The sequence below is a fragment of the Lepagella muris genome, assembly GCF_004793975.1.
Taxonomy (GTDB): Bacteria; Bacteroidota; Bacteroidia; order Bacteroidales; family Muribaculaceae; genus Lepagella; species Lepagella muris.
Genome location: NZ_SRYB01000033.1, coordinates 15,579 through 39,595, shown reverse-complemented (window position 1 = coordinate 39,595; position 24,017 = coordinate 15,579). Strand labels below are relative to the sequence as shown.

Genomic DNA, 24,017 nt, shown 5'->3' with positions numbered 1-24,017 from the left:
TCGGAATCATTCGATCACTTCACACCATCCGTGGGTATCGGGTTCCTCTCCATATTGGATGGCACGAATCTTATTATATAGGGCAGTTGTCACGGGTCCGGCTTCTCCTGTGGCGGAAATAATGTATTTATCGCCGGTGTCGAGGTCGTCTATTTCAGAGACGGGTGAGCATACGGCAGCTGTGCCGCAGGCGGCAATCTCCTCAAATGAAGCGAGTTCCTCAAGAGGCACGTGGCGTTCCTCTACTGTCATTCCCATATCTTTGGCAAGCTGACGCAGACTCTTATTGGTGATTGACGGGAGTATTGACTCGCTTGCGGGAGTGACATAGCTGTTGCCCTTTATACCGAAGAAGTTGGCAGCACCACATTCGTCGATATATTTCTTCTCCTTTGGGTCGAGATATAGCATTACGGAATATCCGAGTTCGTGCGCCTTTTCGCCTGCCACGAGCGAAGCACCATAGTTGCCACCTGCCTTTATCGAACCGGTGCCTTTTGGAGCCACGCGGTCATATTCCCTGCTGATGCATACTTTCGTGGGTTTGAATCCCTCCTTGAAGTATGGACCTACTGGAGTGACGAGCATTATTACGAGGTATTCGCTTGCGGGGCTTACTCCGACGCGGGGAGAGATTCCTATCTCAAGCGGGCGTATGTAGAGCGATGCTCCTGTGCCGTAGGGGGGTATGAAACGTTCGTTGAGTTTCACCACTTTCCTTACCATCTCGCAGAAAATCTCCTCGGGCATAGGTTGCATCTTGAGTCCTTCCGCCGAGCGGATGAATCGACGGGCGTTCTCTTCCATTCTGAACACGCGCACTTTCCCATCCTTGCCTCTGAAGGCTTTTAGCCCTTCGAATGCCTCTTGTCCGTAGTGGAGGCATGATGCGGCTATGTGTAGGGGGATGTATTCGGAATCGGATACTTCTATCTCGCCCCATTTGCCGTCTTTATAGGTGCATCTCACGTTGAAATCTGTTTTCAGGTAGCTGAACGATAAGTTGCTCCAATCGATTTCCGGCTGTTTCATAATTATATAAATTAAAATGTAAGAAAATAAAAAGCGATAATCAAATAGCGACCTTACACGTCAGTGTGCCCGCCTTCACTATATACACACCGTGAGAATCAAGCGAAAGTCGGGATGTGCCGGGCTGTAGGGTCGCGTCGGATACGAGGCGTCCGAGAATCGAGAATATTTTAATTCTGACTTGCTGGGATGTTGACACTACGATGAGCAGGGGGGCGGTACGTATCTCAATCTCCGGCTCTTTCACCACCATCCGTGTATCCTGCACGTCAGATTTCACAGACTCCCATCCGCTTTCCGGTACGCCCGTGGTGGAAGCGGAGCTGAGCAAGGCTATAAGCGATAATGCAGATGTCAGGAGAATGTGTTTCATCGTTCGGACATTTTGGCTCTCCGGAATTTTGTGGAGTATGCCTGTTTGGAACGTAAAATTACAAAAAAAAATGGGAAACGAAAAGTTTCCCATTTTTTTTATGATATTTTGCCGTTATATGACGGATAATGATGCATTCTGCGAGGCAATATTATTTGCGCTCCTCTTTCTGCATCTGCTCTTTGAGAGCCTGGAGAGCACCGAGGTCGCCGAGAGTTGTCTTCTCTATAGCGGGAGCCACTGTAGCTTCCTCCTCACGACGGGGCTTCTTAGCTGCGGGACGCTGCTGGCGAGTCTCTGCCTTGTTGGCGTCTTCAGCTATGCGGCTGTGTGAAAGGATGATGCGTTTGCTGTCTTTGTTGAACTCGATCACCTTGAAGTTGAGCTTCTCGTCAAGTTTAGCCTGAGAGCCGTCTTCTTTCACGAGGTGCTTGGGAGTAGCGAAGCCTTCAACGCCATATTCAAGAGCGATGACTGCGCCTTTGTCCATCACTTCAGTGATCACGCCCTCATGAATAGAGCCGACAGTGAAGATTGTCTCAAATACGTCCCAGGGATTCTCCTCGAGCTGCTTGTGGCCGAGAGACAGACGACGGTTGTCCTTATCGATCTCAAGAACCTGAACCTCGATCTCATTGCCCACCTGAGTGAACTCAGAAGGATGTTTGATTTTCTTAGTCCAAGAGAGGTCGGAGATGTGGATGAGTCCGTCAACGCCCTCTTCGATCTCAACGAATACGCCGAAGTTGGTGAAGTTGCGTACTTTTGCAGTGTGGCGAGAACCGATTGCATATTTCTCCTCGATGTTCTCCCAAGGATCTTTCTTGAGCTGCTTGATGCCGAGGCTCATCTTGCGGTCGTCGCGGTCGAGAGTCAATACGACAGCCTCAACTTCGTCGCCTACTTTCAGGAAGTCCTGTGCGCTGCGGAGGTGCTGGCTCCAAGACATCTCTGACACGTGGATAAGACCCTCAACGCCGGGCTGTACCTCAACGAATGCACCGTAGTCAGCCATAACGACTACACGGCCCTTGATGTGGTCGCCCACTTTGACAGTCTGGTCAAGAGCATCCCAGGGATGGGGAAGAAGCTGCTTAACACCAAGAGCGATGCGTTTCTTCTCATTGTCGAAGTCGAGGATAACGACTTTGATATCCTGGTCGAGCTCAACAACTTCGCGGGGATCAGATACACGGCCCCAAGAGAGGTCGGTGATGTGTACGAGACCGTCAACACCGCCGAGGTCAACGAATACGCCGTAAGGAGTGATGTTCTTGACCTTGCCTTCAAGCACCTGGCCTTTTTCAAGCTTGGAGATGATTTCGCGTTTCTGAGCCTCGAGTTCAGCTTCGATGAGAGCCTTGTGAGACACAACGACGTTCTTATATTCCTGGTTGATTTTGACAACCTTGAATTCCATAGTCTTGTCGACGAACACATCGTAGTCGCGGATAGGACGAACGTCGATCTGAGAGCCGGGGAGGAATGCCTCGATGCCGAACACGTCGACGATCATGCCGCCTTTGGTGCGTGATTTAACGTAGCCTTTGATGATCTCGTCGTTTTCGAGAGCCTGGTTGACGCGATCCCAGCTGCGGGTCTGGCATGCTTTCTTGTGGGAAAGACGGAGCTGGCCGTTCTTGTCTTCAAGAGTCTCGATGAATACCTCCACTTCGTCGCCTACCTTAAGGTCGGGATTGTAGCGGAATTCTGAAACGGGGATGATGGCGTCTGATTTCATGCCGATGTCGACACGAACCTCACGTTTGGAAATGGATTTAACCACGCCGGTCACCACTTCATTGTCTTTAGCTGTCTTAAGAGATTCGTCGTAGGTGTTTACAAGCTCCTCGCGGCTCTTCGAACCAGCTGTCTCGCCGTTTTCATAGGCTGCCCAATCGAAGTCTTCAATCGGGCTTTGAACTTTAGTTTCAGTCATTAAAAGTTAATAAATTGGGTTGTTAATTCTCTACCTTGCCGCTACTGCGGGCGTGCAAGCGGTGCAAAGGTAGGTATTTTTTTGATAATGTGCAAATAAAAAGGAGTTTGCAGCGCAAAAAATGTGTGCAGACTCCTTTTTTTATGTGTCGAGGTGTATGTTTCCCCGTTTTTTTATGAAATCCACCGGATTCTGACCGTATGTAGCCGATATCCGGCAGGCTTTGTGTGCGGTTGTCAGAGATCCAGCATTTTTGTCTCGCGTGAGAGATTGTCGAGATATTCCTGGCGGTCGTCGATGACCATCTCGTCAAATTGCTGTGCACCCATCGTGATGAAATCGCTGCGTCGTCGCCATTCGGCACCGAAACGCCGGGCTATCCATTTCCGCTCCAATTCGGCATAATTCGCGAAGGCGTCGTCGAATATCTTCTCCACTTCATCGAGCGAGGTTGCCTCAAGTGCCTTGTCGAGATACGGACGAGGCATGATCTGTCCGCCCACATCGAGCCAATCCTCGGCTTCTTCACCATCGGAATCCGGGAATACGGAGTCGGGTAGTGTCTTCGAGAGATATTTATATATGGCGGCAGTGTAGAGGGTCTTGGCACGCTCAAGGGCGGCACGCGTGAATTTCATGCCCTTATGGCGGATGTAGAGATCGTCGTCTGCCGGACGCGACAGCAGCGTGGTGATGGTGTCGATTGCCTTAAGCATGCTGTCGACCGTAAACGGATTGAGCACGTCAAACGTGATACGGTCATACATCGGCATACGGTGCTTCAGTCTGCGGTCGCGTGTGGGCCATTTCTGTTCGTCGCGGAGAAGTCCGCAAGAACGGAGCATCGCGCCGGGCACAACAACCGTCGCACCGCGTTCGTCGCCAAAGAGATATGAGAATGGGAAATCGGATGAATCGGGATGAGTCTTATGTGCTCCCATTATCATAGAGAAGGCTCCAATCTTTGCCCCAAACATGATGTAGGCGCCTGAAGCAGTCTTGACGCCTCTTTCCAATACGCCCCAATGCACCGGACCGAGTTTATACATGTGGTTGCTCTGATTGGTTGACGAGCCGGCATTCATGAATGCTGTCTGACATCCTATCATGAGGGTGCCCTTGTGCATGCTTACACTGTATGGACCGGCAAGAAGAGCACATGCCTCGCCATTTTCAAACGAGCAGTTGGTGAAGAAAAGTGAGTCGTGGGCGGAGAAACCCTTCTCAACGTGAGCGCCTTGTCCGATATAGCAGTTGCGGAGAATGGCACCGCAGTCAGCCATGCCATCTTCTATTATGAAATTCTCGGCATCCACGCCATATCCGACGTAGGCGAGAGGGCGACCCGACAGGACATTGTTGATTATCGCGCCGTTCACCAATGAGCGCGCACCTTCCACCTTTACTCCTGCCCCGACGCTTACGTTGACGAGGCGTCCGCAGTCACGTACCACTGCATTCTCTCCAATCTCAGTCCTTACAGACCTGGTGTCGAGGAAATCATGCAGGGTGGGGTGGATGTTGTTTTCAAACCATTTGGGAATACGTGCCATAAGGGTGGCTGCCTGTGATGAAAGTCCGGGGTATATCACCACAGGACGCGAGCCCGTCTCATCGAGGGCACATACGGCGGTGCCCACACCGCAGGCGGCTTCCTTGTCGAATTCGATTAGGTATACGTTGTCGATGACAGCGTTTGCCCCGACATGGCAGTTGGATATTCGCCCGGATATGTTTTGCAGTGTTGCTCCCTCTCCGACGCTTACGTCCGGACCGAAATGCACGTTGCGGATTTTGGAAAGGTCGGCATTCTTGGCGAATGTCACGCTCTCCCAGGCATCGGCACGGCATCCCTGGCGTTCCAGCCGGATGATCTCATCCTTGTCAAGACGTCTCATATTGAGGTCGCTATTGGTCGGGCTATTCTTCTCCGTCATAATCTTCGTCATATTTTTGGAAGAGGAAATCATTGTAGGGGAAACGCTCGGTGTGTATCTCCTTGGCTTTCTGGTAGAGCAGATTCTTCAGAGCATCGATGTTGGTGCGTTCCTTCGCAGAGATGAATACGCAATTGTTTGCCATACGCGCCATCCACGTGTTGCGGAAATCCTCGAGTGAGATATTCTCGCGTGTGGATGGTGTGAGATCGTCAGGATCTTTCGGGGTGTAGGTGAAGGCATCAATCTTATTGAATACCATTATCACGGGTTTGGTCTCCGCGCCGCATACTTCCTGCAAAGTCTTGCTGACCACTTCGATCTGCTCCTCGAATGCCGGATGGGATATGTCGACCACGTGCACAAGGATATCTGCCTCCCTCACTTCATCGAGTGTAGACTTGAATGAGTCAACAAGATGCGTCGGCAATTTGCGGATGAATCCTACGGTATCGGAGAGTAGGAAGGGGAGGTTGTCGATTATCACTTTCCTGACTGTGGTGTCAAGGGTGGCAAACAGCTTGTTCTCGGCAAAGACCTCACTCTTGCTGAGAAGGTTCATCAGTGTGGATTTCCCCACGTTGGTGTAGCCGACGAGTGCGATACGGGTAAGTTTTCCACGGTTCTTGCGCTGTATGCTTTTCTGCCTGTCGATATGTTGCAGCTCATTCTTGAGCCGGGAAATCTTGTCGAGGATTATGCGTCGGTCGGTCTCGATCTGCGTCTCACCGGGACCTCTCATTCCGATACCGCCACGCTGGCGTTCAAGGTGGGTCCACATCCTGGTGAGTCGGGGAAGCAGATATTGATATTGAGCCAGCTCCACCTGTGTGCGTGCTGTGGCAGTCTGTGCACGTTTTGCGAAAATGTCGAGAATAAGACTCGTTCGGTCGAGAATCTTAACTTTTAGCTCGCGTTCGATGTTTGCAACCTGTTTTGGCGACAGGTCATCGTCAAATATGACGAGTCCGATATCGTTGTCCTCGATATATAGCCTTATCTCTTCAAGTTTACCTTTGCCCACGTATGTGCGCGGATTCGGATAGTCAAGTTTCTGGGTGAATCTCTTTTCCGGAATCGCGCCTGCGGTGCGGGCAAGAAAATCCAGCTCGTCGAGATATTCTGTCACTTTCGCTTCGTTCTGCTTCAGAGTGACGAGCCCGACGAGTACGGTACGTTCGTTAGCTTCTTTATTTATTATATTGTCTTCAATCATGGGAGATAATTAAAAATTCGTTGTAATCAGGTGGCAAAGATAATCAGAACTTCGTCAATCTACAAACGAAGTAACAATTTAGCACATTATAGAGTTGCGGTAATCTCTAAAAAACTCAGATTTCATCTCATGAAAAGTACGGACGCTGTGGCGGTTTAGCTGAGGCTCTATTCCATAAAAAAGCCGGATCGGTTAGATCCGGCTCCTTTCTCCATTTGAAGTTGAGTCAACTCCGCATAATGGAAAATTTATTTCTTCACTTTATTATAGCGGGCGTTAAGACCTTCCACCACCTCATCGGTGATGTCGAGAGCCGGATTAATATAAAGCGTGGCATTCTTGAAGAGAATTGCGTCATAGCCTTTCTTCTTGTTGTATTCCTGGATGAAGGCCTGGATGGAGTCGTTGACAGTCTTCTGGGCATTCATTGCGGCATTCTCGAAGTTTCTCTGTAGTGTGGCTACAGATTTCTGGGCAGTAGACTGCATGTTGTTGATCTTAGCCTCGTCAGCCTTGTAAGATTCCTCAGAGAGATACCCGTTGTTTTGCATCTTTTTCTGCATGGATGTGGCAAACGACTGGATTGAGTTTTCATGTCGCTTCACTTCGCTTTCCATATTGGTCTGCATCCTAAGCATCTCTTCATTATAATCCTTTGCAAGATTATATTTGCTGAGAACAGAGTCGATGTCGACGTAGCGATAGTTCGGAAGTTCTGTGCCTGATTTTGATGTCGGGGCAGCTGTGGTAGCTGCCGGAGTGTCTTTCTTACTGTCGGAGCCGCAGGATGTTGCGCCTAAGCCGAATAAGAGGGCACATGAAAGAGCCGATGCTGTGAAAAGAAGTTTCTTCATTATATATGTAAAATGTTATTGTTGTTCATGTTGTCGTGCCTTTGTGGACGCTGTTGTCTTGCGGACAGGCGTGGCGTGATGGCTGCATGCATGTCCGGTCAGAAACTTGTGGCTGTGGGAGAATATCACCCTTACAGAGAGCAAAAATAACGCAATTCCACAAAAGAAAAGCACCAGTAACGTTAATTTCACTTTTTTAAAGTAGTTTTAACAAATTTTTTCGCTATCTGCTGATGGCAGACAGACTGAGCGCAAAATTACGAAAAAAAATCAATATCATGAAAAAATAAGAGTGCTTTATATATCATTTGATTTCCTTTACATTCGTTTGCGTTGTATGTGAAGATGTAACGCCTCTTGGTGACGCGTTTTTTTATAAAAAAAGTTATGGTTCTTTGTAAGCCGGATTTTTTTATGTACTTTTGGGAAATTAATGAGAAATTAATGAAGTGTTGACCGCTTCAATAATAAGGATAGATTAAATCAACCATAAAAAACAGAACTGATATGGAAGTAAGAGATCTGAAGCCCGCCCTGATATGGCAGTGCTTTGATGAAATCACCAAAGTGCCCCGTCCCTCTTGTCATGAGGAGCAGATAAGAGAGTATCTGCTTGAGTTTGCAAGAAGACATGGCATAGAGTCGAAAACGGATGCTGTAGGCAACGTGGTGCTGAAGAAGAAGGCGACTGCTGGCCATGAGAATGCTCCGGTGGTGGTGCTTCAGTCCCACATGGATATGGTGGCAGAGAAGAATGGCGACGTGGAGCATGATTTCCTCAAGGATCCGATCCACACTTATGTGGATGGAGAATGGGTGAAGGCGAAGGGCACGACGCTTGGTGCTGACAACGGTATAGGAATGGCTGCCGCATTGGCTGTAATGGCAGACAACTCCCTTGAGCATGGCCCGGTAGAGGCTCTTTTCACAGTTAATGAGGAGATAGGCCTTGAGGGTGCGCAGAATCTCGGCGAAGGTATGATTGAGGGTAAGATACTCGTGAATCTCGACTCTGAGGATGACGGCGAAATCTTTGTGGGGTGTGCCGGAGGTATCGACACTACGGCGGTGTTTACGTATAACCGCAGTTTCGCTCCGGAGAATTTCTCATATTTTAAGGTTAAGGTGAATGGACTGCTCGGCGGACACAGCGGCGGCGACATTCATCTCGGGCGTGCAAATGCCAATAAGCTCGTGGCGCGTTTCATCTGGAACTGCTCACAGAAATGGGATATCGAGGTGTCGTCGATCAGCGGCGGCAATCTCCGCAACGCGATACCGCGTGAGGCTGAGGCAGTCTTCGGAATATGCAGCGACCACAGCGAGGACGTGAAGAAATATATGGATGCGTATGCTGAAGCTATCCGCAATGAATATAAAGGAGTGGAGCCATCAATGAATCTTTGCATAGAGCCGGTTGAACGTCCGGAATATTGCATCGATTCGAATACGTCGCTTGCTTTGGTGAAAGCATTGTATTCAGCTCCTCACGGAGTGTATTCCATGAGCCGCGACCTGGAAAATCTCGTGGAGACTTCCACTAATCTTGCCGCAGTCAAGATGGAGGGCGACAATAAGATTAAGATCACCACTTCGCAGCGTTCTTCTGTGGAGTCACGCAAAAATGATATGGCGGGTCAGGTGGAGGCACATTTCCAGCTTGCCGGTGCAGAGGTGACTCATTCCGACGGCTATCCGGGATGGGCTCCTGACATGAACTCTCCGATAATGCATATATCCGCAGAGGCATACGAGGAGCTGTTTGGACAGAAACCTGCGATAAAGGCAATACATGCCGGACTTGAATGTGGCCTTTTCCTGTCGAAGAATCCTGATCTCGACATGGTGAGCATAGGCCCCACTATGACAGGAGTGCATTCTCCCGACGAGAAATTGCTTATCCCTACCGTTGAGAAATTCTGGAAGCATCTGGTGCTGATGCTGGAAAAGGTGGCTCGGTCATGAGTCGTACCCTGATTGCAAATATTCTTACAGTGGCAATGGCTCTCCTATGCGGGGAGTCCGTTGCCACTGTCCCGCAGAATAAGGATACTGATGTGGCCAGGGAGATCACTGTGCTTGACCAGGTGATCTCTTCAAGGAAGACATTGTCGTTTGATTCGATATTCTCATCCATCGCCTCAGTTCCACCTGAGGATGTGGAATCGCGCTACAGCAGCCTGACGGAAGAGGACTTCGCTTATGTGGCTGACAAACTTGATGTAGAGGTGGCTGCAATAAAGGCAGTCGTGTTGATTGAGGCAGGGACGCAGATGAAGGGATTCTGGTCGCCGGGTGTGCCCGTGGCTAATTTCGACCGAAAGATGTATGCCCGTTTCAGAAAGAAAGGGGGAGAGAAAAGGAAGCTTAAGGATGGTGTCGTACCGGAAGGTCTGTCGGGATATGCACTCAGGGAATGGACGCAGTTGGTGAATGCACGCAAGACTGACGCCGATGCAGCCGACAAAGGCACTTTCTGGGGCATGTTTCAGATTGGTGGCTTCAACTATGGCAAATGTGGCTGTAGGTCGGTAGAGGAGTTTGTGGAGAGAATGTCGTATTCAGAACTGGAGCAGCTTGAGCTTTTCGCGGTGTTCATCACCAACAGCGGCATGCTTGATGATCTCCGCAATAAGAATTGGGCGGCTTTCTCAAGGAAATATAATGGTCCGAGTTATCGCAGAAGAGGCTATCATACGAAGATGGCTGCTGCCTACAAGAAGTATAAATCGGATAAAGATAAATGATTAATTGTAAATTTTAATAATTGGAAGTCTTAATGGCTTCAAGACCTTTCTAATAATATGAAAATAACAGATCTGGAACCGAAACTCGTGTGGCAATGTTTCGATGAGATAACCCGTGTGCCACGTCCTACTCATCATCTCGACAAAATGAAGGAATTCCTTGTTGATTGGGCTGACAGGCATAATATCGCCGTGAAAGTCGACGCGGTTGGCAACGTGATGATGAGCAAACCGGCAACTCCGGGTCATGAGAATGCCCCGACAGTGATTTTGCAGGGTCATCAGGATATGGTGGCTGAGAAAAGGGGCGACAAGGTGCATGATTTCCTCACGGATCCCATCACTACTATTGTTGACGGCGACTGGGTAAAGGCGGATGGCACAACGCTTGGAGCTGACAACGGTCTCGGATGTGCTTCCGCCATGGCGGTGCTGCTGGATGATTCGCTCGTACACGGACCGATAGAGTGTCTTTACACTGTGGATGAGGAGCAGGGTCTGATTGGTGCCAACGGCTTGCAGCCGGGATTTGTGACCGGAAGTATACTGCTGAATCTTGATTCGGAAGAGCATGGCTCTCTCGTGGTGGGATGCGCCGGCGGCAAAGTGACCACATGTCGGAAGCCGCTTTGTGTAAAGGATGCGCCTGCCGGCAGGGTATATTATAAGGTGCATCTCAACCACATGAAGGGTGGACATTCCGGTATGGAGATAAATCTCGGACGCGGCAATGCCAATCAGCAGCTTTGCCGTTTCCTTTGGGAGATGTGGCGCAAATATGACCTCCGGCTCGCGGCTATCGACGGAGGTGGACTTGCGAATGCCATTCCACGAGAGGCTTGGGCTGTGGTGGGTATTGAGCCTGACCGCAGTGCAGAGTTTGAGAAGGATGTGGAGATATTCTCCGATATGATTCATGCGGAGTTCCGTCTTGCAGAAGGCGATGATTTCACTTTTGGTGCCGCCGTCGTGGCTGCTCCTGCGGAGGTGATTGATCCGGAGGATGCCCTCCGTCTCGTGTCGGCTGTATTCTCCTGTCCGAATGGCGTGCAGGGTATGTCGAATGCTGTGGAAGGTCTTGTGGAGACATCATGCAATCTTGCGTCGATAAAGATAAAGGATGGCGAGATAGTAGTCACGGTGCATCAGCGTTCCTCAGTGGATTCCCGCCGCGATGAGATAGCCGACAGGGTGCGTTCGCTCTTTGAGATGATAGGGTATGAGGTGGCTTTTGATGATGCCTACGTCGGTTGGGCTCCCAATCTTGATTCCCGCGTGCTTTCAGTGGCGGAGGAGAGTTTCCAATCCCTCTTCGGTCGCAAGCCGAAAGTGGAGGCTCTTCATGCCGGGCTTGAATGTGGTCTTTTCCTCGAGAAGATGCCTGGACTTGACATGATCTCTTTCGGTCCTACTTTGAAAGATATACATTCCCCCGGCGAGAAGGCGAATATCCCGTCGGTTCAGGAGTTCTGGAAATTCCTTTGCGATATATTGCGTAGGCTTGCCTGATAACGTAAGTAGGGTGTAGCTTCACATAAAACGCGGTGTGACCGATGTCATGCCGCGTTTCTTTATCCATTTTTTTTGAACAAATAGGGGAGAGGGTAAGTTATATAAGTGCCGCCACAGGGTCTGCCGGCTACCATTGAGGTTGTCTGAACTTCATTAAATAATAATCATGTAAAAAGATAAAATATGTTGGGATATCTGTCGATAGGAGTTTTTATAGATGGCGGTTATTACGCCAAGATTAACCGTGCGTTGAAAGCAGAGGAGAGTTCTATAATAAGGGTGAGGTCGTTGTTCGACTTTATATGCACACGCCTTGCTTACGAGGAGGGTGTAGATCCTGCCAACTGCCAGATTACGGAGGCTCACTATTTCAGGGGACGCTTCCGGGTGAAAGAGGCGTATGACAAGCATCTCCTTTATAATGAAAGGAAATTTGAGGATACGCTCATAGAGAACGACGTGATATTCCACTATAAGCATCTGCGGGAGATGGAGAAGGATGGTGTGGTGCAAGTGGTGGAGAAGGGCATTGACGTATGGTTTGCTCTTGAGGCTTATGAGCTGGCAACGTTCCGGAAGTTTGATTATGTGGTGCTCATCACCGGAGATGCCGATCATGAGATGCTCGTCAGGAAACTGAAGGCCCTTAAGATAAAGACTGTATTGCTCACGTGGAATCTCGCTCACGTGGAAGCTACGTCGCCGCTGTTGCGAGAGGAGGCTGGGCATCATTGGGAACTTTCGCAGATCGTGAATGATAATGCAGCCTTGAAGAAATCACTTCTGTATAAGCTGCGCGACTCGGCATTGAATCCGCTCGGTGATGAATTTTGATATTTTTTTGCATGGTGACGATATGTTTGACAACATAAAATCATGCCGATGGTGTGATGCGTAGATTTCTTTTGTTGATTATAATGGATGATATTGTGGCAAATTGATGAGCATTTTATAATGATTATTGTTATTCTGCCGCGAGAGGAGTTTGAGTGAAGAGGCATCGCGGAAAACGGGATTTTGAGAAACGGGATTTTAATATTAATTTTGTGTAGGTTGAACATCAGAAAGAGACAACCTGCACAATTTGACATTTTGAGACCGTTCCGAGAAAAGTCGTGGCAAAAGCGGTGCCTGTAGCCTTACAGGATAATTGCGAAAGCCTCTAATCTTAAATATAGAATACCATAGGAAACTTATATTAGTGTTCGAAAAGAAAATATTAAACCTAAATCTGATCTTTGATAAAACTCATTCAAATAGTTGAAGTGATTGAAGCCTTAAATCTAACCAGGACAAACATAGGAAAGTCGCAGCCGCTTGTCACGACTGCCGGAACGGGGGAATCTTAATTCCCATCACGGACTCAAGTCTGTTCCCATATCAAATATAAAAACATTAAATATAATAAAACATACGGCATTTCGTTTGGAAATTAGAGTAAGTGCCGTTCTGCTGCATCATGTCTTATTGGTCATGCTCAAATACTTCTGCGTGGCGTATACAGGGACGGTGATGACTGGCCTGCCTTATGATTCAAACGATAAAACATGATCTCGGTGGCGAAATACGATTTGCTGCCGGAATAACAACAATATATTTATGTGTGGAATAGTAGGATATATAGGAGATGGTAACGTCTACGACGTGTTGATAAAAGGCTTGCACCGTCTCGAATATCGCGGATATGACAGCGCCGGTATAGCGTTGGTCAATCCATCCGGCTCGCTCAACGTCTACAAGGCTATGGGCAAGGTGAGCAATCTCGAAAATTACTGTAAGGATAAGAACCTGGAGGCGAAGGCGGGTATCGCCCATACAAGATGGGCAACCCACGGCGAACCCAGCGACTGCAACGCGCATCCCCATTATAGCGAGGATGGCAATCTCGCCCTCGTGCATAACGGCACGATAGAGAATTATAAACTGCTTAAGGATGCGCTGACTCAGCACGGATGTAAATTCCATTCGGAGACTGATACGGAGGTGCTCGTGCAGCTGATAGAATATATAAAGATCAAGAATAATTGTAGTCTTCTTGATGCAGTGAGGGAGGCGTTGAAGCAGGTGGTTGGCGCTTATGCTATAGCTGTGGTAGAGAAGGATCATCCCAACCGTATAATCGCCGCTCGCAAGAGTTCTCCGCTGGTGATCGGAATAGGGGAGGATGAGATGTTCCTGGCTTCGGATGCCACCCCGTTTGTGGAGTACACTAAGGAGTGTGTCTACCTGAAGGATGAGGAAGTGGCGATAATAGAGCGCGGCGAACCTCTTAAACTTGTGACTCTTGAGAATAAGGAGGCGAAAATCGACGTCACTACGCTTGAACTCAGCATCTCCCAGCTTGAAAAGGGCGGATATCCTCACTTTATGCTGAAGGAGATATTCGAGCAGCCCTCGACTCTGAAGGATTGCATACGAGGAAGAGTAGCGGAGAAGGGACGGCGTATAATCATATCCGGAGTGATGGATAATGCCGAGAAGTTTCTTAATGCGAAGAGGGTGGTGATTGTGGCGTGCGGCACTTCATGGCATGCCGGACTGCTCGGGAAGTATCTGATTCAGGATATGTGTCGTATCCCGGTAGAGGTGGAATATGCCAGTGAGTTCCGATATTCCAACCCGGTGCTTGATGAGCGCGACATCGTGATTGCCATCTCGCAGAGTGGCGAGACTGCCGACACCCTGGCGGCAATAAATATAGCCAAGAGCATGGGTGCGTTTGTGTATGGCATAAGCAACGTGGTCGGCAGCTCTATACCAAGGGAGACCGACAGCGGTACGTATATCCACGTTGGTCCGGAGATCGGTGTGGCTTCCACAAAGGCGTTCACGGGGCAGGTGATGGTGCTCACTCTCCTTGCAGCCGCTATCGCACAGCTCAAAGGCACCAAGTCGCCGGAGGAGATCGAGGAGATAGGGAAGACTGTCAATAAGATCCCGTCGTATGTGGAGAAGGTGCTTAAGCTTAACGACAAGATAGAACGTCTCTCCTTAATATATACATACGCCCGCAACTTCCTCTATCTCGGACGAGGATACAGCTATCCTGTGGCTCTCGAAGGCGCGCTTAAGCTGAAGGAGATCTCCTACATCCACGCTGAAGGCTATCCTGCAGCGGAGATGAAGCATGGTCCCATCGCGCTTATTGATGCTGAGATGCCGAGCGTCATAATAGCTCCGAATGACCACCTGTATGAGAAGATTGTCAACAACGTGCAGCAGGTGAAGGCACGTGGCGGATCGATTATCGCGATTGTGACGGAGGGCGACACGGTGATACGCAACATAGCGGATCACGTGCTTGAGGTGCCGGAGGTGCCGGAATGTCTCAGCCCGATCATAACGAGCATACCCCTTCAGCTGCTCAGCTATTATATAGCCATCAACAAGGGTAAGGACGTCGATATGCCCCGAAATCTTGCTAAATCCGTGACAGTGGAATGACACTAAGTAACGTCCGGGTTGTGAAAATGTAGTTTTTTAGGGGTCGGGCGTATCTGAAAGATGAAAAATTCGAGAGAAATACAAGAAAAAATATTTCTCTCGAATTTCTTTGATAGATAATGCGTTGTGGACTAAAAATGCTTCTTATCGGCAATCTCTTTGAAATTTTGTTGAAAAAAAGTTGCGAAAAAATTTGGAGTGTCAGAAAAAAGCAGTAACTTTGCACTCGGATTTCGGAATGACACACAAACGAAATCTGAAATAAGCCTCTTTAGCTCAGTTGGCCAGAGCACGTGATTTGTAATCTCGGGGTCGTTGGTTCGAATCCGACAAGAGGCTCAAAAGAATAAGGGCGAATACCAGAGTGGTCAAATGGGGCAGACTGTAAATCTGCTGGCTTATGCCTTCGGTGGTTCGAATCCATCTTCGCCCACGCCAAATGGAGTTTCCAGAGGGAAATGCGGAAGTAGCTCAGTTGGTAGAGCATTAGCCTTCCAAGCTAAGGGTCGCGAGTTCGAACCTCGTCTTCCGCTCCAAACTTGCCCATGTAGCTCAGGGGTAGAGCACTTCCTTGGTAAGGAAGAGGTCGCGGGTTCAAATCCCGCCATTGGCTCTGAATCTCTCCGAATAATTTAATACCTCTCCTTGCAAAAGGGAATAAATCAACAATAAATACTAGCAAAACTTATGGCTAAAGAAAAATTTGAAAGATCTAAACCGCATGTAAACATCGGTACTATTGGTCACGTTGACCATGGTAAGACTACGCTTACTGCAGCCATCACAACTGTGCTTGGTAAAAGAGGTCTTTCTGAGCTCCGTTCATTCGATTCTATCGACAATGCTCCTGAGGAGAAAGAGCGTGGTATTACTATTAATACTTCTCACGTAGAGTATCAGACTGAAAAACGTCACTATGCTCACGTTGACTGCCCGGGACACGCCGACTACGTTAAGAACATGGTTACCGGTGCTGCTCAGATGGACGGTGCTATTATCGTAGTAGCCGCAACTGATGGTCCGATGCCTCAGACTCGTGAGCACATCCTTCTCGCTCGTCAGGTGAACGTACCGCGTCTTGTTGTCTTCATGAACAAATGTGACATGGTTGACGACGAAGAGATGCTCGAGCTCGTTGAGATGGATATGCGCGACCTTCTTTCTCAGTATGACTATGATGGAGATGAGACTCCTATCATCCGTGGTTCTGCTCTCGGTGCTCTCAATGGTGAGCCTCAGTGGGAGGAGAAAGTGATGGAACTCATGGATGCAGTTGACAACTGGATTCCGCTTCCTCCGCGTGATATCGATAAACCTTTCCTTATGCCTGTTGAGGATGTGTTCTCAATCACTGGTCGTGGTACTGTTGCTACTGGTCGTATCGAGGCAGGTCTTGTTAAGGTAGGTGATGAGGTTCAGATTCTTGGTCTTGGCGCTGATAAGAAATCAGTTGTTACAGGCGTTGAGATGTTCCGTAAGATTCTTGACCAGGGTGAGGCTGGCGACAATGTAGGTCTGCTTCTCCGTGGTATCGACAAAGACGAGATCAAGCGTGGTATGGTAATCTGCCACCCGGGACAGGTTAAACCTCACGATCACTTCAAGGCTCAGGTTTATATCTTGAAGAAAGAGGAAGGTGGTCGTCACACTCCGTTCCACAACAAATATCGTCCTCAGTTCTACATCCGTACACTTGACGTGACAGGTGAGATTACTCTTCCTGAAGGTGTAGAGATGGTAATGCCTGGCGATAACGTTGAGATTGAGGTTAAGCTCATCACTCCGGTAGCTTGCGATCAGGGTCTTCGTTTCGCAATTCGCGAAGGTGGCCGTACAGTAGGTTCAGGTCAGATCACTCAGGTAATCGATGACTAATCAAGAGATCCGTAAGGCTTGATTGGACAAAAAACAATAATGGGGTCTTCTGAAATGAAGACCCCCTATCTACGGGAATAGCTCAGTCGGTAGAGCACTGGTCTCCAAAACCAGGTGTCGGGAGTTCGAGCCTCTCTTCCCGTGCCAATCAGATGTAATATGAAATTAATGAACGACATAAAGGAATCTTATGACGAACTTGTCTATAAGGTTTCTTGGCCAACTCAGAAACAGCTTATCAATAGCTCAGTGCTGGTGTTGATAGCTTCCATCATCATCGCTGTGTTTATTTGGGTTGTTGATAAGATTTTTAATCTTCTGATGGAACTAATATACAGCATCAGTTTTTAAACTTTAAAATGTAGTAGCTCAATGGCTGAAAATAAAAAAGAATGGTACGTACTGCGTGCCATTTCAGGTAAGGAAGCAAAGGTCAAGGAGGTTCTGGATGCAGCAATCAAGAACACGTCGCTTGGCGAGTATGTTTCGCAGGTATTGATTCCTACAGAGAAAGTTTACACCACGCGCAATGGCAAGAAAGTGCTCAAGGAGCGTAATCTTTATTCCGGCTATGTCTTTGTAGAGGCAAATCTGACGGGAGAAGTAATTTACGAACTAAGAAACACGACTAATGTCATTGATTTTTTGCGTGGGCGCAGCAAGAGCAGCCAGCCGGAACCTTTGCGTGAAAGCGAGGTTATGCGAATGTTGGGCGCGGCTGATGACTTGCGTTCTCCCCAGGAAGACAATTCGCAGGAATATATAGTAGGAGAGTCAGTGAAAGTTAATTTCGGACCTTTCTCCGGATTCTGTGGAGTCATCCGTGAGGTGAATGCCGACAAGAAGAAGATCAAGGTGGAAGTCAAGATATTTGGGCGTCCCACCGACCTCGAGTTGGAAAATTCGCAGGTAGAGCGAGTCTGAGTGAAATGATGTTACGCATTTCAGCGATGGCGGCTCACTTGCACAAACTAATAAAATAATAATAACAATGGCTAAAGAAATTGCTGGACAGATCAAATTGCAGATAAAGGGTGGTGCGGCGAATCCGTCGCCTCCAGTAGGACCCGCATTGGGTTCGAAGGGCATCAATATCATGGAATTTTGCAAGCAATTCAACGCCCGTACCCAAGATAAGGCAGGAAAGGTATTACCGGTTGTAATCACTTATTACACTGATAAGTCTTTCGACTTTATCGTGAAGACACCGCCGGTAGCGGTTCAGCTCAAGGAGATTGCAAAGCTCAAGAGCGGTTCTGCACAGCCTAACCGTAAGAAGGTAGCGGAGATTTCATGGGATCAGGTGAAGACTATTGCAGAAGACAAGATGCCTGATTTGAACTGTTTTACTTTAGACTCGGCAATGCGCATGGTTGCCGGCACAGCGAGAAGCATGGGTATCACCGTTAAAGGGGCGTTCCCCGAAAACATTTAAAAATCTTCAAAAATGGGAAAACTGACAAAAAATCAAAAGTTGGCTTTGTCGAAGATTGAACCCGGGAAAGCTTATACTCTCGCCGAAGCTGCTGAGAAGGTCAAGGAAGTGACTTTCACTAAATTTGACGCTTCATTCGACATTGACGTGCGTCTTGGTGTTGACCCCCGTAAGGCTGACCAGATGGTGCGTGGCGTGGTTTCACTGCCCCACGGTACAGGTAAGCAGGTTCGCGTGCTCGTGCTCTGCACGGCTGATGCTGAGGCTGCTGCCAAAGAGGCTGGCGCCGACTATGTTGGTCTTGACGAATATCTCGCAAAAATCAAAGGTGGTTGGACAGATGTTGATGTCATCATCACTCAGCCGTCTGTAATGGGCAAGCTCGGTCCCTTGGGCCGTATCCTCGGTCCCCGCGGACTTATGCCTAACCCCAAGAGCGGTACAGTGACTATGGATGTCGCTAAGGCTGTGCGTGAGGTTAAGCAGGGTAAGATCGACTTCAAGGTTGACAAGACCGGTATCGTTCACGCTTCTATCGGTAAGGTAAGCTTTACTGCAGATCAGATGCGCGACAATGCTAAGGAGTTTATCAATACACTCGTGAAATTGAAACCTGCCACCGCAAAGGGCACATATATCAAGAGTATTTATCTTTCGAGCACAATGAGTCCCGGCGTAAAAGTGGAACCCAAGTCTGTGGTTGAATAAGCTAAAAAGAAGACGAAATGAAAAAGGAAGATAAATCACTCATCATTGAAAAGATTGGTAACGTACTTGGTGAATACTCGTGCGTATACCTGACGCAGACTTCAGGTCTGAATGCCGAGAGGACAAGCGCTCTTCGTCGTGCATGTTTCAAGGACGATATCAAGATGCTTTGCGTTAAGAACACTCTTCTTAAGAAAGCATTCGAAGCCAGCGAGACAGACTATAGCGGACTTTACGATCTTCTTCACGGAGAGACAACCCTTCTTCTCAGCAACACAGGCAATGCGCCTGCCAAGCTGATCAAGAAATTCCGTCAGAAGAACGACACTCTTCCTATGCTGAAGGGTGCATTCGTAGAGGAATCTGTATATGTTGGTGAGGCACAGTTAGACACCCTCAGCAATATCAAGAGCAAGAACGAGCTTATCGCCGACGTTGTCGCTCTTCTCCAGAGCCCTGCCAAGAACGTTATCAGCGCACTTCAGAGCGGCGCCAACAAGCTTCATGGCATATTGGAGACCTTGTCTAACAAAGAAAACTAATTTTGTAAAAAATAATAAAAAGAAATACTACAATGGCAGATTTGAAAGCATTTGCAGAACAATTGGTTAATCTTTCCGTAAAGGAAGTAAACGAACTTGCTCAGATCCTCAAAGAGGAATATGGCATCGAACCCGCCGCAGCAGCTGTGGCAGTAGCTGCTGGTCCTGCAGCAGCAGCTCCCGCTGAGGAGGAGAAGACTAACTTCGACGTTATCTTGAAGGCAGCTGGCGCAAGCAAGCTCGCTGTTGTGAAGCTCGTGAAAGAGCTCACTGGTCTTGGTCTGAAAGAGGCTAAGGCTCTCGTTGACGGCGCTCCCGGTGTCGTTAAGGAAGGTCTTCCCAAAGCTGAGGCTGAGGGTCTGAAGAAGCAGCTTGAAGAGGCTGGTGCTGAAGTTGAGCTCAAATAAGTAAATCTTTATCCTAAAAATAGGTTAAGAACGCGCGAGAAGTGGCGTTCTTAACCTTTTTTTGGCATATTTGATACTCATTTGCACTTATTGGTGAAGTATTTGCTCATCAACGGGTTGCAGATGTGGATATGCCTATTCACTTCTCACAAGGAGTAAATTTTACAGAAAACAACAACCCCAATGTCAGTAAATTTAACCGAAAAACCGCGCGTAAACTTCGCATCGATAAAGAATCCGCTACCGTTTCCTGACTTTCTTGAGGTTCAGCTGAAGTCGTTCAAGGATTTCTTGCAGCTCGACGTCCCGCCTGAAGATAGAAAGAACCAGGGTCTTTACAAGGTGTTTGCGGAGAATTTTCCAATTGCTGATACTCGCAACAATTTCGTATTGGAGTTTCTCGATTATTACATCGATCCTCCCAGATACACGATCGACGAGTGTCTTGAAAGAGGCCTTACTTACAGCGTGCCTCTAAAAGCCAAGTTGAAGCTTTATTGCACGGATCCAGACCATGAGGACTTCGACACCACGATTCAGGACGTGTATCTCGGCACAATCCCTTATATGACCGAGCAGGGCACGTTTGTGATAAATGGTGCGGAGCGCGTTGTCGTATCCCAGCTTCACCGTTCGCCCGGTGTCTTTTTCGGACAGAGCACCCATGCTAACGGTACAAAACTTTATTCGGCGCGTATTATCCCGTTCCGGGGCAGCTGGATTGAGTTTGCTACTGACATAAATAATGTGATGTATGCCTATATCGACCGAAAGAAGAAATTGCCCGTGACAACGCTGTTGCGTGCAATCGGTCTTGAGAGCGATAAGGACATTATCCAGATTTTTGACCTTGCTGAGGAAATTAAAGTCACCAAGCAGAATCTGAAAGAGGCGGTCGGACGTAAACTTGCCGGACGTATCGTAAAGAGCTGGCTTGAGGACTATTGTGACAGCGCCACCGGTGAGGTGGTGTCGATTGAACGTAATGACGTTGTAGTGGACCGTGGCACTGAATTGTCTGACGACAATATCGATGCTATTATTGAAAGCGGGGCGAAGACTATTCTGCTCGAAAAGGAGAATGTCAGCGCAATTGACTACAGCATCATATTCAATACGCTACAGAAAGATACTTCTAACTCTGAAAAAGAGGCAATTCAATATATCTACAGGCAGTTGCGCAACGCCGAACCACCGGACGACGCTTCTGCACGTGAGGTGATACAGAATCTTTTCTTCTCGGAGAAGAGATATGACCTCGGGGAAGTCGGTCGATTCAGAATCAACAAGAAGCTTGGTCTTGACACGCCCGACAACGTGAAGGTGCTCACACGTGAGGATATCATCGCGATCATCAAATATCTTATCGAGCTTATCAACTCAAAGAGCGATGTAGATGATATCGACCACTTGAGCAACCGTCGTGTGCGTACTGTAGGCGAGCAACTCTACAACCAGTTCGGTGTGGGTCTTGCCCGTATGTCTCGCACAATACGTGAGCGCATGAACGTGCGTGACAATGAGGTCTTCAAGCCGATTGACCTTATCAATGCGAAGACCATATCTTCGGTCATCAACACGTTCTTCGGAACAAACGCATTGTCGCAGTTCATGGACCAGACCAACCCGTTGGCAGAAATCACCCACAAACGCCGTATGTCGGCTCTCGGTCCCGGCGGTCTGTCGCGTGAGCGTGCCGGTTTCGAGGTGCGTGACGTGCACTACACCCACTACGGTCGTCTCTGTCCTATCGAGACGCCTGAGGGTCCTAATATCGGTCTGATCTCTTCTCTTTGCGTATACGCTAAGATCAACAATCTTGGCTTTATCGAGACTCCCTACCGTGTGGTGGAGAATGGTAAGGTCAATATCAATAATGATGAGGTGGTCTATATGACGGCTGAAATCGAGGAGGGTAAGATGATTGCTCAGGGCAACGCTCCCCTTAACGATGACGGCACATTCATCAATAATCGCGTGAAGGCTCGTCTCGAGGCTGACTTCCCGATTGTTACGCCTGAAGAGGTGAATCTTATGGATGTGGCTCCTATTCAGATCGCTTCAATTGCGGCTTCTCTTATCCCGTTCCTTGAGCATGATGATGCTAACCGTGCGTTGATGGGTTCTAACATGATGCGCCAGGCTGTGCCTTTGTTGCGTAGCGAGGCTCCTATCGTTGGCACCGGTATCGAGGGACAGCTCATCCGCGACTCCCGCACTCAGATTATGGCGGAGGGTGCCGGCGTAATTGAATTCGTAGATGCCACTGTCATCAGAATCAAGTATGACCGCACCGAGGATGAGGATTACGTGGAATTTGAGCCGGCTACAAAGGAATATAAGATTCCTAAGTTCCGCCGTACCAACCAGGGCACCACGATCGACCTCCGTCCTATCTGCGAGGTGGGTCAGCGTGTGGAGCGCGGCGATATCCTGACAGAGGGTTATTCCACAGAGAAGGGTGAGCTTGCCTTGGGTAGAAACCTGAAGGTGGCGTTCATGCCTTGGAAGGGTTATAACTATGAGGATGCTATCGTGCTCAACGAGCGCATGGTGCGTGAGGATATCCTTACTTCCGTGCATGTCGACGAGTATTCCCTTGAAGTCAGGGAGACCAAGCGCGGTATGGAGGAACTCACGAGCGATATTCCTAACGTGAGCGAGGATGCCACTAAGGATCTTGATGAGCGTGGCATTATCCGCGTCGGTGCCCATGTGGTGCCCGGCGATATCATGATCGGTAAGATCACGCCTAAAGGTGAGAGTGATCCCACTCCGGAAGAGAAACTTCTCCGTGCTATCTTCGGTGACAAGGCAGGCGACGTGAAGGATGCCTCTCTAAAGGCTTCCCCCTCTCTTAAGGGCGTCGTGATCGGCACGAACCTGTTCTCCCGCACGCTTAAGAGCAAGAACAAGAAGAGTGCCAACGCTCAGCTTCCCAAACTTGACGAGGAGTATGAGGAGAAGCAGGCAGAACTTAAGGAGATTCTTGTAGGCAAGCTTCAGAATCTTCTCAAGGGTAAGGTGTCAGCAGGCGTGAAGGATTTTATCGGAGTTGACATAATCCCTACAGGAGCACGTTTCTCTGATCAGACTTTCGGCAATATCGACTATGAGACTGTCAACCTTGGCAAGTGGACTGATGATGATCGCATCAATAATATGGTGATGAAGCTTATCACTAATTATTTGCGTAAGTCGAAGGAGATTGACAGCGAATTGCGTAGAAAGAAATTTGATATTACCATCGGTGATGAGCTTCCTTCGGGAATCATGCAGATGGCAAAGGTATATATTGCCAAGAAACGTAAGATCGGTGTGGGCGACAAGATGGCAGGCCGTCATGGCAACAAGGGTATCGTTTCGCGCGTGGTGCGTCAGGAGGATATGCCGTTCCTTGAGGACGGAACTCCCGTCGATATCTGTCTGAACCCGCTGGGTGTGCCTTCGCGTATGAACCTCGGTCAGATTTTCGAGACTGTTCTCGGATGGGCAGGACGTGAGCTCGGTGAGAAATTCGCCACCCCGATTTTTGACGGTGCGAGTCTTGACGACCTGAACGAATGGACTGACAAGGCCGGCATACCACGCTATGGCAAGACCTATCTTTACGATGGAGGCACCGGCGACCGTTTCGACCAGCCGGCTACCGTAGGCGTAATTTATATGCTTAAGCTCGGACACATGGTTGAGGATAAGATGCACGCCCGTTCTATCGGTCCGTACTCTCTGATCACTCAGCAGCCACTCGGTGGTAAGGCTCAGTTTGGTGGCCAGCGTTTTGGTGAGATGGAGGTGTGGGCGCTCGAGGCATTCGGCGCGGCTCATATCCTTCAGGAGATTCTCACTATCAAGAGTGACGACGTGACCGGACGTAGCAAGGCATACGAGGCTATTGTCAAGGGCGACCCGATGCCTAACCCCGGCATACCTGAATCTCTCAACGTGCTTCTCCATGAGTTGCGCGGTCTGGGATTGAGCATCACCCTGGAATAA

At 48.7% G+C, this 24,017-nt stretch carries 19 protein-coding genes and 5 tRNA genes; 18 read left to right on the top strand and 6 right to left on the bottom strand.

The window, feature by feature from the left end; all coding sequences use genetic code 11:
• Window positions 1–6: 6 nt before the first annotated feature.
• The 6 genes from E5331_RS16765 to E5331_RS16740 form a co-directional block, all read right to left on the bottom strand.
• A complete protein-coding gene (locus E5331_RS16765) occupies window positions 7–1,032 on the bottom strand; it encodes a branched-chain amino acid aminotransferase (RefSeq protein WP_123484016.1) in 1,026 nt (341 codons plus the stop codon).
• Between the two features lie 40 nt (window positions 1,033–1,072).
• Window positions 1,073–1,405 (bottom strand): T9SS type A sorting domain-containing protein, encoded by a 333-nt coding sequence (locus E5331_RS16760; protein WP_123484017.1) that lies wholly within the window; start codon window positions 1,403–1,405, stop codon window positions 1,073–1,075.
• A gap of 151 nt (window positions 1,406–1,556) precedes the next feature.
• Window positions 1,557–3,344 (bottom strand): 30S ribosomal protein S1, encoded by a 1,788-nt coding sequence (gene rpsA, locus E5331_RS16755; protein WP_123484018.1) that lies wholly within the window; start codon window positions 3,342–3,344, stop codon window positions 1,557–1,559.
• A gap of 236 nt (window positions 3,345–3,580) precedes the next feature.
• Window positions 3,581–5,293, bottom strand: coding sequence for a DUF4954 family protein (locus E5331_RS16750; RefSeq protein WP_168355279.1), 1,713 nt, complete (start codon window positions 5,291–5,293; stop codon window positions 3,581–3,583).
• On the bottom strand, window positions 5,265–6,497 hold the full coding sequence (gene hflX / locus E5331_RS16745) for a GTPase HflX (protein WP_420813837.1): 1,233 nt from the start codon (window positions 6,495–6,497) through the stop codon (window positions 5,265–5,267). The genes E5331_RS16750 and hflX overlap by 29 nt, the downstream gene beginning before the upstream one ends.
• Window positions 6,498–6,745: 248 nt before the next feature.
• Window positions 6,746–7,351, bottom strand: a complete 606-nt coding sequence (locus E5331_RS16740; RefSeq protein WP_123484020.1) for an OmpH/Skp family outer membrane protein — start codon at window positions 7,349–7,351, stop codon at window positions 6,746–6,748.
• Window positions 7,352–7,858: 507 nt separating this feature from the next.
• Here E5331_RS16740 and E5331_RS16735 point away from each other — a divergent pair.
• The 18 genes from E5331_RS16735 (at window position 7,859) to rpoB (ending at window position 24,017) form a co-directional block, all read left to right on the top strand.
• On the top strand, window positions 7,859–9,316 hold the full coding sequence (locus tag E5331_RS16735) for an aminoacyl-histidine dipeptidase (RefSeq protein ID WP_123484021.1): 1,458 nt from the start codon (window positions 7,859–7,861) through the stop codon (window positions 9,314–9,316).
• Entirely contained in the window at window positions 9,313–10,098 is a 786-nt protein-coding gene (locus tag E5331_RS16730) for an N-acetylmuramidase family protein (protein ID WP_123484022.1), read from the top strand. Before E5331_RS16735 ends, E5331_RS16730 begins: the two co-directional genes overlap by 4 nt.
• 57 nt (window positions 10,099–10,155) lie before the next feature.
• The gene (locus E5331_RS16725) at window positions 10,156–11,607 is read left to right on the top strand and encodes an aminoacyl-histidine dipeptidase (RefSeq protein ID WP_123484023.1); all 1,452 of its coding nucleotides are present in this window, start codon (window positions 10,156–10,158) and stop codon (window positions 11,605–11,607) included.
• A 186-nt stretch (window positions 11,608–11,793) separates the two neighbouring features.
• Window positions 11,794–12,444, top strand: a complete 651-nt coding sequence (locus tag E5331_RS16720; protein WP_123484024.1) for an NYN domain-containing protein — start codon at window positions 11,794–11,796, stop codon at window positions 12,442–12,444.
• 765 nt (window positions 12,445–13,209) lie between these two features.
• Complete coding sequence (gene glmS, locus E5331_RS16715; protein WP_123484025.1) at window positions 13,210–15,054, top strand: glutamine--fructose-6-phosphate transaminase (isomerizing); 1,845 nt, start codon at window positions 13,210–13,212, stop codon at window positions 15,052–15,054.
• A 265-nt stretch (window positions 15,055–15,319) separates the two neighbouring features.
• Window positions 15,320–15,393 (top strand) — tRNA-Thr (locus E5331_RS16710).
• An 11-nt stretch (window positions 15,394–15,404) separates the two neighbouring features.
• A tRNA-Tyr gene (locus tag E5331_RS16705) sits at window positions 15,405–15,487 on the top strand.
• Window positions 15,488–15,514: 27 nt separating this feature from the next.
• Window positions 15,515–15,590: transfer RNA gene (locus E5331_RS16700), tRNA-Gly, on the top strand.
• Window positions 15,591–15,595: 5 nt separating this feature from the next.
• Window positions 15,596–15,667 (top strand) — tRNA-Thr (locus E5331_RS16695).
• A gap of 74 nt (window positions 15,668–15,741) precedes the next feature.
• Window positions 15,742–16,929 carry an elongation factor Tu gene (gene tuf / locus E5331_RS16690; RefSeq protein WP_123484026.1) on the top strand — a complete coding sequence of 396 codons (1,188 nt, stop codon included), beginning with the start codon at window positions 15,742–15,744 and terminating at the stop codon, window positions 16,927–16,929.
• Between the two features lie 71 nt (window positions 16,930–17,000).
• Window positions 17,001–17,076 (top strand) — tRNA-Trp (locus E5331_RS16685).
• A 12-nt stretch (window positions 17,077–17,088) separates the two neighbouring features.
• Window positions 17,089–17,280 (top strand): preprotein translocase subunit SecE, encoded by a 192-nt coding sequence (gene secE, locus E5331_RS16680; RefSeq protein ID WP_123484027.1) that lies wholly within the window; start codon window positions 17,089–17,091, stop codon window positions 17,278–17,280.
• A gap of 21 nt (window positions 17,281–17,301) precedes the next feature.
• The gene (gene nusG / locus E5331_RS16675) at window positions 17,302–17,853 is read left to right on the top strand and encodes a transcription termination/antitermination protein NusG (protein WP_123484028.1); all 552 of its coding nucleotides are present in this window, start codon (window positions 17,302–17,304) and stop codon (window positions 17,851–17,853) included.
• A 67-nt stretch (window positions 17,854–17,920) separates the two neighbouring features.
• The gene (gene rplK, locus E5331_RS16670; protein ID WP_123484029.1) at window positions 17,921–18,364 is read left to right on the top strand and encodes a 50S ribosomal protein L11; all 444 of its coding nucleotides are present in this window, start codon (window positions 17,921–17,923) and stop codon (window positions 18,362–18,364) included.
• A gap of 12 nt (window positions 18,365–18,376) precedes the next feature.
• Complete coding sequence (rplA, locus tag E5331_RS16665) at window positions 18,377–19,072, top strand: 50S ribosomal protein L1 (protein WP_123484030.1); 696 nt, start codon at window positions 18,377–18,379, stop codon at window positions 19,070–19,072.
• A gap of 17 nt (window positions 19,073–19,089) precedes the next feature.
• The gene (rplJ, locus tag E5331_RS16660; protein WP_123484031.1) at window positions 19,090–19,614 is read left to right on the top strand and encodes a 50S ribosomal protein L10; all 525 of its coding nucleotides are present in this window, start codon (window positions 19,090–19,092) and stop codon (window positions 19,612–19,614) included.
• A gap of 32 nt (window positions 19,615–19,646) precedes the next feature.
• Window positions 19,647–20,021: a 50S ribosomal protein L7/L12 gene (gene rplL, locus E5331_RS16655; RefSeq protein ID WP_123484032.1), complete on the top strand. Its 375-nt coding sequence runs from the start codon at window positions 19,647–19,649 to the stop codon at window positions 20,019–20,021.
• 183 nt (window positions 20,022–20,204) lie between these two features.
• A complete protein-coding gene (gene rpoB / locus E5331_RS16650; RefSeq protein ID WP_123484033.1) occupies window positions 20,205–24,017 on the top strand; it encodes a DNA-directed RNA polymerase subunit beta in 3,813 nt (1,270 codons plus the stop codon).

Excerpts from the sequence above, each read along its gene's own strand:
- hflX (WP_420813837.1), bottom strand. The coding sequence starts at position 6,497 with ATGATTGAAGACAATATAATAAATAAAGAAGCTAACGAACGTACCGTA.
- rpsA (WP_123484018.1), bottom strand. The coding sequence starts at position 3,344 with ATGACTGAAACTAAAGTTCAAAGCCCGATTGAAGACTTCGATTGGGCA.
- rplJ (WP_123484031.1), top strand. The coding sequence starts at position 19,090 with ATGAAAAAGGAAGATAAATCACTCATCATTGAAAAGATTGGTAACGTA.
- E5331_RS16720 (WP_123484024.1), top strand. The coding sequence starts at position 11,794 with ATGTTGGGATATCTGTCGATAGGAGTTTTTATAGATGGCGGTTATTAC.
- tuf (WP_123484026.1), top strand. The coding sequence starts at position 15,742 with ATGGCTAAAGAAAAATTTGAAAGATCTAAACCGCATGTAAACATCGGT.
- secE (WP_123484027.1), top strand. The coding sequence starts at position 17,089 with ATGAAATTAATGAACGACATAAAGGAATCTTATGACGAACTTGTCTAT.
- E5331_RS16765 (WP_123484016.1), bottom strand. The coding sequence starts at position 1,032 with ATGAAACAGCCGGAAATCGATTGGAGCAACTTATCGTTCAGCTACCTG.
- E5331_RS16730 (WP_123484022.1), top strand. The coding sequence starts at position 9,313 with ATGAGTCGTACCCTGATTGCAAATATTCTTACAGTGGCAATGGCTCTC.
- nusG (WP_123484028.1), top strand. The coding sequence starts at position 17,302 with ATGGCTGAAAATAAAAAAGAATGGTACGTACTGCGTGCCATTTCAGGT.
- glmS (WP_123484025.1), top strand. The coding sequence starts at position 13,210 with ATGTGTGGAATAGTAGGATATATAGGAGATGGTAACGTCTACGACGTG.
- rplA (WP_123484030.1), top strand. The coding sequence starts at position 18,377 with ATGGGAAAACTGACAAAAAATCAAAAGTTGGCTTTGTCGAAGATTGAA.
- rplL (WP_123484032.1), top strand. The coding sequence starts at position 19,647 with ATGGCAGATTTGAAAGCATTTGCAGAACAATTGGTTAATCTTTCCGTA.
- E5331_RS16750 (WP_168355279.1), bottom strand. The coding sequence starts at position 5,293 with ATGACGAAGATTATGACGGAGAAGAATAGCCCGACCAATAGCGACCTC.
- E5331_RS16760 (WP_123484017.1), bottom strand. The coding sequence starts at position 1,405 with ATGAAACACATTCTCCTGACATCTGCATTATCGCTTATAGCCTTGCTC.
- rpoB (WP_123484033.1), top strand. The coding sequence starts at position 20,205 with ATGTCAGTAAATTTAACCGAAAAACCGCGCGTAAACTTCGCATCGATA.
- E5331_RS16740 (WP_123484020.1), bottom strand. The coding sequence starts at position 7,351 with ATGAAGAAACTTCTTTTCACAGCATCGGCTCTTTCATGTGCCCTCTTA.
- E5331_RS16725 (WP_123484023.1), top strand. The coding sequence starts at position 10,156 with ATGAAAATAACAGATCTGGAACCGAAACTCGTGTGGCAATGTTTCGAT.
- rplK (WP_123484029.1), top strand. The coding sequence starts at position 17,921 with ATGGCTAAAGAAATTGCTGGACAGATCAAATTGCAGATAAAGGGTGGT.
- E5331_RS16735 (WP_123484021.1), top strand. The coding sequence starts at position 7,859 with ATGGAAGTAAGAGATCTGAAGCCCGCCCTGATATGGCAGTGCTTTGAT.